The sequence below is a fragment of the Variovorax sp. CCNWLW186 genome, from assembly GCF_037203865.1.
Classification (GTDB): Bacteria; Pseudomonadota; Gammaproteobacteria; order Burkholderiales; family Burkholderiaceae_C; genus Variovorax.
Map to the genome: position 1 here is coordinate 23,513 of NZ_JBBCBO010000008.1, position 12,071 is coordinate 35,583.

Here is a 12,071-nt window from a genome sequence, read left to right on the forward strand (position 1 = left end):
CGGCGCCCTGCCCACAATGCTCCACGCTCACCTGCAGTTCGATAATCGAACGCCTACGTGCAGTGTTCGCACGAAATAGGGGTTAGACCTAGGCGTGATCCCGCTCCGCGAGCGGCCGATTTTCAGAGACTGCGCCAGTAATCGATCAGCAGCTGCGTAAATTCAACCGGCCGCTCCACCGCACTCAGGTGCGCCGCATCGATGGTGGCCAGTCGCGCGCCGGGAATGGCGGCCACCATGGCCTCCGACATGACCAGCGGCGTGGCTTCGTCCTGCAGGCCCGCAATGACCAGCGTGGGCACGGCAATGCGGCGGTTGCTCTCGCGAAAATCGATGGCGGCCACGGCATTGCAGCTCTCGATGTAGCCCTGCGCATCGGTGCGCACCAGCACCTCGTTCAGCGCCTGCGCGGCCGCCTTGCCTTCTTGCGTGGTGACATAGCCGTGCGTCAGCCAGCGCGACACGGCACCCGGCGCAATGGCCGCCACGCCTTTGGCGGCCACCGTTTCAACGCGCGCGCGCCACGGCGACTGGTCGGGGTAGTGGGCCGACGAATTTGCAATGACCACGCTGCGCAGCAGCTCGGGATGCCGCACCGCCAGCGCCTGCGCCGTCATGCCGCCCATCGAAAGGCCGACGAAATGCACCGGCTCTCCGCCGGTCTCGCGCTGGATGAGCTCGGCCACGTCCTGCGCCAGTGTTTCGATGCGCAGCGCCCCCGGCACCACCTCGGAGCCGCCATGGTTGCGGTGGTCGTAGCGGATGACGGTGTGGCCGCGCGCAAGCTGCTCGGCCACGCCGTCCCACATGTGCAGGTCGCAGCCCAGCGCATGGCTCAGCACGACGAAGGGGCCGCTGCCTTCGCGGACGACGTTCAAACGGGTCATGTTGGTTCCTTCCTTATCGGGTGTTGAAGACGCGGCAGCCAGAGAAATGCGATGGCCAGCAGCACGCAGCCCGCGAGCAGCATGGGCACGACCATCGGCCAGGCGCCGTTCGAATAACCGGTGTCGACAAACTGTGCCGCAATTTGCCCGACGCTGAATGCAACCATCATCATGCCGAAGCCCGACCACGACACGGCGCGACCCGCCAGGTGCGGCAAGTCGCCCACCGCACCGGCCTGGCCGCAGGGCTGGTGGATGCCGTGGCCAAGGCAATAGACGGCGTGCCCCACCAGCAGCGGCACCGCACTGTGCGGCGCCAGCCAGCAGCCCAGCGCCTGGATCGTCGCGCCGGCAATGCTCAGCGTAGCGCCAAGCTGAACGGTGTGCACAGGCCCGTATTTGCGCAGCAGGCGCCGGCACATCGTGGTGCTGAAAATGTAGACCAGCGAGCCGCCGGCCGGAATCCAGCCGTACATCGCGGGCGACCAGCCCAGATAGCCGATGTAGACCATCGGCGACAGCAGCAAAAAGCAGAACAGGCCGCCGTAGGTGGTTGCGGCCACCGAAGCCCAGGCGCGAAAGCTGCGACTCGCAAACACGGCGCGCGCACTGCCGCGCGGCGCGGAAACATCGCCCGCCAGCGGCCGCCGCGTTTCGCCGAATGAACGCCAGCAGAGCGCAAAGAGCACCAGCGCATACAGCGCCATCGACCCCATCACCCAGCGCCAGCCCGCCCCTTGCACCAGCCACGCGCCAAGCAGCGGCGCGAGGAGCCCGACCACACCCAACCCGGTGAGCCCGCGCGCCATGACGTGCGGCCCCTCGTGCGCGGGGTACAGGTCGCGCACCGCGGCGCGCGCGCAAACCAGAATGGCCGCCATCGAAAAGCCCTGCAGCGTACGCCAGCCCGCAAGCACCGCCACGCTGCCGGCGAATGCACCGCCCAGCGCCGCGACCACGTAGCAACCCAGCCCCACCAACAGCACGGGCCGCCGCCCGAAGCGGTCGGCCAGCGGCCCGCACAGCAATTGCGCAAACCCAAAGGCCAGCACAAACAGCGTGAGGCTGGTGCTGGCCGAGCCCAGCTCATTGGCAATGGCGGGCAGCGCGGGCAGGTAGCTGTCGGTGGCCACAGGCTGGGCCGCCAGGAGCAGCGGCAGCAGCAAGCCAAAGCCGACGTCGAAGCGCCCTTTGCGAATATCCGTGGGCCCGGTCACTGCGGGGCTGCTGCCAGCAGGCCCTTCTCCCGCAAGATGCCGGTCGCAATGCCGAAGGCGTGGTTGGCCACCGGCACGCCGCAGTAGATGGCCGCCATCATGATCACTTCCTTGATGTCGTCCGGCGTCAGGCGCGATTCGGACGGGCCGTCGAGCGCCGCGCGCACGTGCATGGCGAATTCCTCATACGCATGAATGCCCAGCATCATCGACAGCACCATGAAGCGGCGCGTCTTGTCGCCCAGCGCGGGCCGGCCCCAGATGTCGTTCCACGCGTGGCGCGTGATGAGCTCCTGGAACTCGGCGTTGAACTCGTTGCGGTTGGCCAGCGACTTGTCGACCCACGCATCGCCGAGCACGCGCCGGCGGTTGACAAGGCCCGCTTCGTAGTCACCGGCGGGAGGTGTGCTTTTCGGATCGGTCATCGGGATGTGTCTTTCGCAATCAGTTGGTCGCGCAGCGCCGTCACCTGGCGCAGCGCGGTTTCGCCTGCCGGTCCGGCCAGGGCCGGGCTGAACCATTCGTCGGCTGCCTCGCGCGGCAGTTCCGTTCGAAGCGTGTCGATGTTGGCGCGCATGCGCGCCGCGTCGATCTGCAGGCCCGGCAGCGCACCGGCCAGGGCGCGTGCGCTGCCATGGGCGGACATCAGCAGTTGCGGCCACTCGGCCAGCTCGGCTTGCCAGCCGCCGAGGGCGCGCTCGTGTTCCTGCGGCATGGCGGCCAGCAGCGCGGCCACGCGCTGCGGCGCACGCTGCGCCGCGGCCAGGGCGACCATCGAGGCCACGGGGTTGCGCTTGTGCGGCATGGCCGAGGAGCCGCCGCGGCCCGGCTCGGTGGGTTCGGCCACCTCGCCGACTTCATACTGCCCCATGAGCGAGATGTCGCGCGCGATCTTGCCCAGGCTGCCGGTGAGCAGGCCCAGTTCGCAGCCGAGTGCGACCCATTCGTCGCGCTGCGTGTGCCAAGTGGCACCGGCGTTGCCAAGGCCGAGCTCGTCCGCCACGCGCTGCACCACGGCCGGGCCCTGCCCCTTCATCTGCGAGAGCGTGCCGACGGCTCCGCCGAGCTGCACGTTGAGGGCGTGGCGCGCGGCCGTGCGCAAGCGCACGCGGCTGCGCACCAGCGGCGCGGCCCAGCCCGCGCACTTGAGGCCGAAGCTGGTGACCGAGGCCGGCTGCATCAGCGTGCGCGCAAGAATCGGCGTGGCGGCATGCTGCGCGGCATGCTGCAGCAGCGCCTCGATCGCGCGATCGAGGTCCTTCTCGATGAGCGCCATGCCCTCGCGCGTGACCAATGCCATGGCCGTGTCGATCACGTCCTGGCTGGTGCTGCCGAAATGCACGAAAGGCACGGCCTCCGCATTGAACAGGCCCACGGCCTCTTTCAATGCCTTGACCAGCGGAATTGCAACGCTGCCCGCGCGGCCGCTGTCGCGCACGATCTTCGCCACGTCGAACAGCTCGACCTTGCAGCTTCCGACGATCGAATGCGCGGCCGATTCAGGCACCAGCCCGACGGCGGCCTGCGCCCGCGTGAGCGCCGCCTCGAAGCGCAGCATGGCGTCGACAAAGTTGCGGTCGCTGAAGGCTGAAAGCGTTTCGGAAGTGGAAAGAAAGCCTTCAAAAATACTCATGGTGAACGCCTCTTTGCATCAAAAAAATCGGGCGGCGAGACGGCATTACACCGCGTTCGCAACACGCCCGTGGGACGTAGGCGTTTGCGTCGGTCGCAACTCAGTAGCTGATCTTCGCCTCGGCGCGCAGCTCGTCGGCCGTGGCGGTGCCAAAGCCGAAGAATTCGAGATACGCGGGAATCATCTCGAACAGCATGTCGGTGCCGACCTGCACCGCGCAGCCCTTGTCCAGTGCGGCACGCAGCAGCGGCGTGTATTCGGACTTCATGACCACCTCGCCGACGAAGGTCGAAGGCGCGATGCGGTCGACGTCGAAAGGCAGCGCATCGCCCTCCTTCATACCGAGCGGCGTGGCGTTGACGACCACGTCGAAACCGGCCGGGTCGTTCGAGCCCGTGGAAACGGCCAGCGCGGGATAGTGCGTGCGCAGCCGTCCGGCAAGCGCATCGGCCGACGGCGCGTGGGCGTCGAAGAGCGCAATCTGCGCGACGCCGGCGGCAGCCAGCGAAGCCGCAATGGCCGAGCCGACACCGCCGCTTCCAGAGATCAGCACGCGCGCGCCCTCGAGCGCGCAGCCCTTGCGCAGAACGCCGCGGACAAAACCCGCGCCATCGAACTGGTCGCCCACCAGCGTGCCGTCGGCGCGCTTGAGCACCGCGTTGCAGGCCCCGGCGATCTTCGCGGTCGGCGTGACCTCGTCGACCAGGCCCATGGTCGTGATCTTGTGCGGCATGGTCACCAGCGCACCCCGGATGTTGGTGAGCCGGAACAGCGCGGCAAACGCCGCGGGGTAGTCCTCCGGCTTCACGCCCATCGGCACCACGACCGCGTCGATGCCCTGCTTCTCGAACCATGGGTTGTAGATCATCGGCGCCTTGAAGCTCTCGGTGGGAAAGCCCAGGTGCGCGACGAGGGTGGTCTTGCCGGTGATCATGCTGTCCTTCATTCGCCTGTCGTTGAACTTACTTGCGGACCTTTGCGATCTCGGCCATCAGTTCCTTCACGGTCGCCTCGCCCACGGTGGCCGTGTACTTGTCGATCACGGGCTTGACCTTGTCGCGCAACTTGGCCATTTCGGCGGGCGGGAGCTCGGTCACCGTCATGCCGGCCTTCTTGAGCGTGTCGAGCGCGGTGTCGGCCGCGGCGCGCGAGGCCTCGCGCTGGAACTTGGTGGCTTCGGCAGCGGCGTCGCCGATGATCTTCTTTTCTTCGGCGCTCATGCTGTCCCAGGTCTTCTTGCTGATGATCAGCGCCTGCGGGTTGTAGATGTGGCGCGTTTGCGTGATGTGCTTCTGCACCTCGGCAAACTTCGACGATGCGATCACGGTGTTGGGGTTCTCCTGGCCGTCGACCGCCTTCTGGTCCAGCGCCGAATACAGCTCCGGGAAGGGCATCGGCGTGGCGTTGGCGCCCAGCGTGTTGAACAGGTCGATGTAGATCGGCGACTGGATCACGCGGATCTTCAGGCCCGCGATGTCCTCGGCCTTGGCAATCGGACGCTTGCTGTTGGTCAGGTTGCGGAAGCCCAGGTCCCAGTAGCCGAGGCCGTGCAGGTTCTTCTCGTCCAGCTTGGCGAGCATCTTCTGGCCGAAGGGGCCGTCGGTCACCGCGTCGGCTTCCTGCGCGTTGTTGAACAGGAACGGGAAATCGTAGGCGGCAAATTCCTTCACCTGCGCGGTCAGGATGCCGGCGTTGAGCACCGTCATCTCGATGGTGCCGCCCTGCATGGCCGAAACGGTCTGCAGGTCGCCGCCGAGCGTGCCGCCCGGAAAGAGCTTGACGGTGATCTTCTTGCCCGACTTCTCGGCAACGAGGTCTGCGAACTTCTGCGCACCCTGTGCCTGCGGATGGCCGGTCTGGTTCTGGAACGCGAACTTGAGCGTGCGTTCCTTCACCTGGGCGGCGGCCCCGCCCATGGCCGCGACCGCGACCAGGGCGACCAGCGTCTTGCTGAAAAATTTGTTCATGGTGAAAGTCTCCTCGGGTTGAAATAAGAAAAGCGAATTGGGGAAAGGTCGGCTGGCCAGCGCCTCAGCCGCTCAGCAGCCGGGCCGGCCAGATCACGAGCTGCGGAAACATGACCATCAGGAACATCATTCCGAACTCTGCGAGCGCAAAGGGCCACACGCCGCGCGTGAGCTCATCCATCTTCATGCGCCCGACGCCGGCCACCACGTTGAGCACGGTGCCTACCGGCGGCGTGATCAGGCCGATCGAGTTGTTGATGATGAACAGCACGCCGAAGTAGATCGGATCGATGCCCGCCGCCTTGACCACCGGCATCAGCACCGGCGTGAGGATCAGGATGGTGGGCGTCATGTCCATTGCGGTGCCCACCGCCATCACCAGCACCATGATCACGATCATCAGCAGCATCGGGCTTGCGATCAGCGGCTCGAGCAACGCCACCAGCTTGGCCGGCAGGTCGGCCACGGTGATGAGCCAGGCCGAGACCATGGCCGCCGCAACCAGGAACATCACGATCGCGCTGGTCTTGGCGGCCGACACGAACATGACGTAGAACTGCGAGGGCTTGAGCTCGCGGTAGACCACCGTGGCCACGAAGATCGCATACACCGCAGCCACCACGGCCGCCTCGGTGGGCGTGAAGATGCCGAAGCGCAAGCCCACGAGAATGATCAGCGGCAGCAGCAGCGCCCAGGTCGCTTCGCGCAGCGCGGTGAGCATCTCGCCTTTGGACTTGCGCGGCGGCGGCAGCACCTTTTCCTTGCGCACCAGCCACCACCACGTGAACCACAGCGAGGCGCCGATCAAAATGCCCGGGAAGATGCCCGCCAGGAACAGCTTGGAGATCGACACGTTGGCGGCCACACCGAAGATGACGAACCCGATAGAGGGCGGAATGATCGGGCCGATCACGCCGGAGGCCGCGATCAGGCCGCCCGAGCGCGCCTTGTCGTGCCCCGCGGCCACCATCATCGGGATCAGCAGCGCCGAGAGCGCCGCCGCATCGGCCACCGCGGAGCCCGAGAGGGCCGACAGGATGCAGGCCGCCACGATCGCCACGTAGCCGAGCCCGCCGCGCACGTGGCCCACCACCGCCAGCGCCAGGTTCACGATGCGCCGCGACAGGCCGCCCTGGTTCATGGCTTCGCCGGCCAGCATGAAAAAGGGCACGGCCAGAAGCGGAAAGCTGTCGGCGCCGTTGATCACGTTCTGCGCGAGGATCTGCGCATCGAACAAGTCGAGGTGCCACATCAGCGCAACACCGCACAGCAGCAGCGAATAGGCGATCGGCACGCCGATGGCCATGGCACCCAGCAGGGCACCGAGGAAGATGGCGATCGTCATGTCAGTTGCCTCGTGCGCCGTTGCCGCCGCGGTGGCGGGCCGAGGCCTCTTCGGCATCGCGCCGCGCAAGCTCGGCGTTGATGCGGTCGATGTCGCCCTGCTCTTCCGACTCGTGCACCATGACCAGTTCGGCGTCGCTGAGCTTTCCGGTCACTGCACGCCAGAGGTCGTACAGCAGGAACACGATGGCCGAGACGCCGAACACCACGCCGACAAAATAGAAGATGCCGACCGAGGCACCGGTGGTAGGTGCGCTCACGTCCCAGTTGATGAGCGTCTGCTGCCAACTGCCCGTGAGCAGCAGGTACGAGGCGAACAGCATCAGCCCGTGCGACAGGTACACGCACAGCTTCTTGCCCCACGTGGGCAGCTTCGAGATCAGCATGTCGGTGCCCAGGTGGCCGTGCTCGCGCACCGCGACGATGGCCCCCAGAAAGGTCATCCAGACGAAGAGCCAGCGCGACACCTCTTCCGACACGGTAATGCCCGAGTTGAATCCGTAGCGCAGCACCACGTTGCCGAACACCATGACCACCATGATGGCCAGCATCAGCGCCATGAGCCCTTCGAGCCCGCGGCAGTACCACGAGAAGATTCTTGTCATTGTTCTTTTGCCTCTTGTTGAAATTGTTCCGCTCGGCGCCGCTCCGCAAGCACCTTCAGGCGACGGTGTCGGAGCGATAGCGCAGAGGGGCGGCAATCTCCGCATGCATGGCGGGCGGATAGATGATCTCGCGCAGAAAATCCGCGTCCCTGCGCAGGCCCTGCGCCGCCTCGGCATGGCCGAAATACGCAAAGTAGTGCGGCATTTGCTGGATCAGCATTTCGAAGCCAGCCTGTGCGTTGAGCCCGCGGGCACGCGCGGCGCGCACCAAGGGCGTCGGCTGGTTGCGCAGCAAGATGTCGAACAGTGCGGCGTGGGGCTCCATGCGCGCAACATCGACCGGCAGAGCGTCGGTCTCTTCCAGCCCCTGCGACGTGGCATTGATGACCAGGTCGTAGCCTTCGGGTGCATTGCTGTCGACCGCCACCACGTTGGCATCGAAGAACGCATCGAGCTTGGCCGCCACGCCCGCCGCCTTGCCGGCCGAGGTGTCGTACAGGGCAATGTGCTCCGCGCCATCCACGGTGCCGCCTTCGGCCAGCGCAACGCCGATGGCCGCAGCGCTCACGCCGGCGCCGAGGATCAGCACCCGCTTGCCGCGGAACGGAATGTTGAAATGATCGAGCGCACCCAGCAGGCCTTCGCCGTCGAACAGGTCGCCTTCCAGTTCGTTGTTCTCGATGCGGCGCACCACATTGACCGAGCCTGCCACGCGGCCGAACAGGCCGCATCCGTCGAGCAGGTCGACGGCCAGCGGCTTGTGCGGCGGCGCAATCACCATGCCGCGCACGTTGCGCGCCAGGAAGGCCGACTTGAGGAACACCGCAAAGTCGCGCAGCGGCACCTGCATGGGCACCAGCACCGCGTCGATGCCGAAGCGCTCGAACACGGCGTTGAACATCTTCGGCAGGCGCACGTTGCGCACGGGGTCGCCGGGGATCAGGTACGCCAGGGTGCTGCCGGTGATGGAGGTGGTCATGTCTTGCCTCTTTTGTGCGGCAATCGCTCCTAAGCCATCGCCAGGGCGCACTTTATCCATCTTGAGTCCCAAGACCGCCTTCCGCAGCACCGGAAATGCACGACTATCGTCTTAATGCGTTCGTTCATCGCACAAAAACAGGGTTAATCCTGATGAGGGCTGAGCGCTGCAGCGCCGCCGGCACGGCAAACTCCCGCACCATGAGCACCGATCTCACCGACCTTTCCCCCGCGCCGCCCGGGCTCGACAAGCGCGACTGGATCGCCGGCCTGGAGCGCGGCGTGAGCATCATCGAAGCCTTCGACGATGCCCACCCGCGCCTGACCGCCAGCCAGGCCGGCGAGCGCACCGGCATGACCCGCACGGCTGCGCGCCGCTATCTGCTGACGTTGCAGCACATGGGTTACGTGGCCAGCGACGGCAAGCTGTTCTGGCTCACGCCGCGCGTGCTGCGGCTGGGCCAGTCGTACCTCGACTCGGCGCGGCTGCCGCGCATCGTCCAGCCGTTTCTGCAGCGCGTGGCGGCAGGCACCAACGAGATCGCCTACCTCAGCGTGATGGACGGCGACGAGGTCGTCTACATCGCGCGCAACGGCCCCAACCGCAGCATGAGCACCGGCTACGTGCTCGGCGCGCGCGTGCCGGCGCAGGTGACGGCCGCGGGCATGCTGATGCTGGCGCTGCGCGGCGACGCCGAGCTGGCCGAATGGCTCGCCACGCGCGAACTGCAGGTGTTCACCTCGCACACCATCGCAAGCAAGGAGCGCATGAAGCTCGAGCTGGCGCGCATCCGCGCACAAGGCTGGGCCCTGTCGGAGCAGCAGCTCGACCTGAACTCGCGCGGCATTGCGGTGCCGCTGCGCGACCGCCACGGCATGCTGCTGGGCGCGCTCAACATCACCATGCCCATGGGCCACGAAAGCTCCGAGGACGCGGTGGCGCGCGTGCTGCCGGTGCTGCGCGAGACGGCGCAGGCGATGCGCAACCTGATCTGACCCGGCAGGTTGCGGCTGCATTCGTCGGGCAAGATGCTCCCCTCACACAAAAGCAACGGAGACAAATTCATGTCCGACAACTTCTTCCTGAACGATCAACAGTCCACGCGCCGCCAATGGCTGCAAGGCGGCGGCGCGCTGGCCCTTGGCGGCCTGCTGCCCTCGCTGGTTTCGGCCCAGGCCGCCTGGCCCAGCAAGTCGATCCGCTTCGTGGTGCCCTTTGCGCCGGGCGGCAGTTCGGAGATCGTGGCGCGCTCCACGGCCGCCGAACTTTCCCGCACGCTCGGGCAAAGCGTTTTCGTCGACAACAAGCCCGGCGCGGCCGGCAACATTGCGATGAGCGAAGTGGCGCGCGCCACCGACCAGCACACACTGATCCTCGGGCACATCGGCACGCTGGCGGTCAACCCGTACATCTTTGCCAAGCTGCCCTACGACGCGAACAAGGACTTCAAGCCCGTGAGCCTGCTGGCCAAGGTGCCCAGCCTGTACGTGGTGCACCCCGACGTACCGGCGCAGAACCTGAAGGAGTTCATCGCCTACGCCAAGTCGAAGCCGGGCAAGCTGAGCTACGGCTCCGCGGGCAACGGCAGCGCGGGCCACCTGGCCTTCGAGTACCTGAAGATGACCGCCAACGTCTTCATGCTGCATGTGCCCTACCGCGGCACCGGCCCCATGGTGACCGACCTGCTCTCGGGCCGGCTCGATGCCTCGGCCATCGGTGCGGCGGCCATCCTTCCGTTCATCAAGAGCGGCAAGGTGCGTTGCATTGCCACGGGTTCGGCCAAGCGTTTGCCGCAACTGCCCGACGTGGGCACGGTGGCCGAGCAAGGCTTTCCAGGCTTCGAGATGACGCAGTGGTACGGCATGCTTGCGCCGGCCAGCATCGAGCCCGCGCAGCTGGCCAAGCTCTCTGCCGAGACCATGAAGGCCGTGAAGTCGCCCGACTCGATGCAGCGGCTGACGGGCGATGCGGCCGAGGCCATCGGCGGCACGCCCGAACAGTTCGCACAGTTCATTGCGGCCGAGCAGGCACGTTGGCAAAAGGTGATTGCAAGGGCCAACATCAAGCCGGACTGAGCCGGGCCTGAACGGCCTCGCGCTGCGCGCTTACGCCGAAGGGCGCGCCAGCGTTGCGAGTTTCTTCTTCGCGCTTTGCAGAAGGCCGACCTTCTCGACCGGCGGCTGAGCCTTCGTATCGCCAAGCGCAATGATTTCGAGCGCGCCCGGTGCCGCAATCTTCGACGCGAGCGAGTCGCGCGGCGTGAGGCTGTTGAACCTGATGCTCGAGATGACGTGCATCTTCAGATGGCGGTGGATGTTCTTCGACAGCTTCTGGCACGCGGCCTTCATGGCGGATTCATCGGGCACCAGCTGGCCGTGCACGACGAGGAGCTCCAGGGTGCCGTCCTTGTCCTCTTGCAGGATGAATGCGCGCATGACCGAGTCCTTGAACTTTGTGCGCAGCATGGAGCGGACCGGTTCGGCTGCGGCAAAAGACTTGAGCGCAATGTTGCGCAACTCGTCGTGAAAGATGAACGCGCGGTCGACCGAAATGGTCTCGGCCTCGTCTGCCTTCGGTTTGCTGCGCTTCAGGATGCCGCTGCCGACAAGGTGCTCCAGCGTGCGCGCTGCATCATCGGGTTCGAGCTTCGAGCGCTTGGCCAGCTCGCTGGAAGAAAACGGTTGGTCAGGCGCCGCGTAGGCAACCATCAGTAGCTTTTGTACTTCGGGGGCGAAGAGGAAATCTGCGGCACTCATTTTGCGGTCGGTTCTATCTACTGGACGGACTGCATTATCGAAACTCTCGCGTCTCGGCCCTTTCGAACCGTCCTGGCGGCTTTCTCCGCGGCGTTTTCGAGGCGTATTCCGTCGTGGCGCATGGCGCAGGCCTACAAGGGCGGTCGGTTGCGGCCGGTAGAACGGCTGAACACTCACAAGGAACTTCAGCCATGGGCCTCGAACAGACGATCGGCAAGACCGGGCAACCGGATATTGCGCAAGGCTCCAGCCGTTACTGGGCGCCTTGCCTGGGTGTGGCACTGGTCGCGGTGTCGCTTTTCTATGTGACCTTGAAAGACCTGGTTCAAGAGAGCGCCGCACGCGCGCCCGGGTTGGCACCGGCAGTCATGCCGGCGCATGTCGAGCCGGCCACCGGCACGCGGGCGTTGCCGAGTGAAGTGGCCCGCTCGTCCCCTGAACCGGTCATGCCCATGTCGCCGTATGCGCCCGCTTATGCGCCGCTCGCAAACGCGAACTTCGGGGCCCCTGTAGTCGCTCCGGCGGAGACGCCCGCCAAGGCCGCACCGGCCGTGGTCGAGGTGCACAAGTGCGTCATGCCCGAAGGCGAAGCAAGCTATTCCGATGGACCTTGCCCCGAAGGCGCGCAAGCGAGCACGTTGCGGCTGCCGCGCGGCGTGCACGCATCCGCAAGCTTGTGAGCT

At 66.2% G+C, this 12,071-nt stretch carries 12 protein-coding genes and 1 pseudogene; 3 read left to right on the plus strand and 10 right to left on the minus strand.

Annotation, left to right across the window (positions count from 1 at the left end; all coding sequences use genetic code 11):
• Positions 1-122: 122 nt before the first annotated feature.
• From V9K97_RS11870 to V9K97_RS27290, 9 genes and pseudogenes are all read right to left on the minus strand, one after another.
• A complete protein-coding gene (locus tag V9K97_RS11870) occupies positions 123-887 on the minus strand; it encodes an alpha/beta fold hydrolase (RefSeq protein WP_337318221.1) in 765 nt (254 codons plus the stop codon).
• A complete protein-coding gene (locus V9K97_RS11875) occupies positions 884-2,104 on the minus strand; it encodes a multidrug effflux MFS transporter (RefSeq protein ID WP_337318223.1) in 1,221 nt (406 codons plus the stop codon). Before V9K97_RS11875 ends, V9K97_RS11870 begins: the two co-directional genes overlap by 4 nt.
• Positions 2,101-2,529 (minus strand): carboxymuconolactone decarboxylase family protein, encoded by a 429-nt coding sequence (locus tag V9K97_RS11880; RefSeq protein WP_337318224.1) that lies wholly within the window; start codon positions 2,527-2,529, stop codon positions 2,101-2,103. Before V9K97_RS11880 ends, V9K97_RS11875 begins: the two co-directional genes overlap by 4 nt.
• Positions 2,526-3,737: a 3-carboxy-cis,cis-muconate cycloisomerase gene (pcaB, locus tag V9K97_RS11885; protein ID WP_337318226.1), complete on the minus strand. Its 1,212-nt coding sequence runs from the start codon at positions 3,735-3,737 to the stop codon at positions 2,526-2,528. The genes V9K97_RS11880 and pcaB overlap by 4 nt, the downstream gene beginning before the upstream one ends.
• A gap of 100 nt (positions 3,738-3,837) precedes the next feature.
• Positions 3,838-4,671 carry a shikimate dehydrogenase family protein gene (locus tag V9K97_RS11890; RefSeq protein WP_337318442.1) on the minus strand — a complete coding sequence of 278 codons (834 nt, stop codon included), beginning with the start codon at positions 4,669-4,671 and terminating at the stop codon, positions 3,838-3,840.
• A gap of 28 nt (positions 4,672-4,699) precedes the next feature.
• Positions 4,700-5,704, minus strand: coding sequence for a TRAP transporter substrate-binding protein (locus V9K97_RS11895; RefSeq protein WP_258507653.1), 1,005 nt, complete (start codon positions 5,702-5,704; stop codon positions 4,700-4,702).
• A 64-nt stretch (positions 5,705-5,768) separates the two neighbouring features.
• A complete protein-coding gene (locus V9K97_RS11900; protein WP_337318228.1) occupies positions 5,769-7,049 on the minus strand; it encodes a TRAP transporter large permease subunit in 1,281 nt (426 codons plus the stop codon).
• 1 nt (position 7,050) lies between these two features.
• Entirely contained in the window at positions 7,051-7,653 is a 603-nt protein-coding gene (locus V9K97_RS11905; RefSeq protein ID WP_337318230.1) for a TRAP transporter small permease, read from the minus strand.
• A 700-nt stretch (positions 7,654-8,353) separates the two neighbouring features.
• Positions 8,354-8,692 (minus strand): annotated as a pseudogene (locus tag V9K97_RS27290) (hypothetical protein); the annotation flags it as partial.
• 140 nt (positions 8,693-8,832) lie between these two features.
• On the opposite strand from V9K97_RS27290, the gene V9K97_RS11915 reads away from it, so the two are divergent.
• Positions 8,833-9,627: an IclR family transcriptional regulator domain-containing protein gene (locus tag V9K97_RS11915; protein WP_157614602.1), complete on the plus strand. Its 795-nt coding sequence runs from the start codon at positions 8,833-8,835 to the stop codon at positions 9,625-9,627.
• Positions 9,628-9,696: 69 nt separating this feature from the next.
• Positions 9,697-10,707, plus strand: coding sequence for a Bug family tripartite tricarboxylate transporter substrate binding protein (locus tag V9K97_RS11920; protein ID WP_258507656.1), 1,011 nt, complete (start codon positions 9,697-9,699; stop codon positions 10,705-10,707).
• Between the two features lie 30 nt (positions 10,708-10,737).
• Here the strand turns inward: V9K97_RS11920 and V9K97_RS11925 are convergent, their stop codons facing one another.
• The gene (locus V9K97_RS11925) at positions 10,738-11,565 is read right to left on the minus strand and encodes a hypothetical protein (RefSeq protein ID WP_337318233.1); all 828 of its coding nucleotides are present in this window, start codon (positions 11,563-11,565) and stop codon (positions 10,738-10,740) included.
• A gap of 14 nt (positions 11,566-11,579) precedes the next feature.
• Between V9K97_RS11925 and V9K97_RS11930 the strand changes: the two genes are divergently transcribed.
• A complete protein-coding gene (locus V9K97_RS11930) occupies positions 11,580-12,068 on the plus strand; it encodes a hypothetical protein (protein ID WP_337318236.1) in 489 nt (162 codons plus the stop codon).
• Positions 12,069-12,071 lie beyond the last annotated feature (3 nt).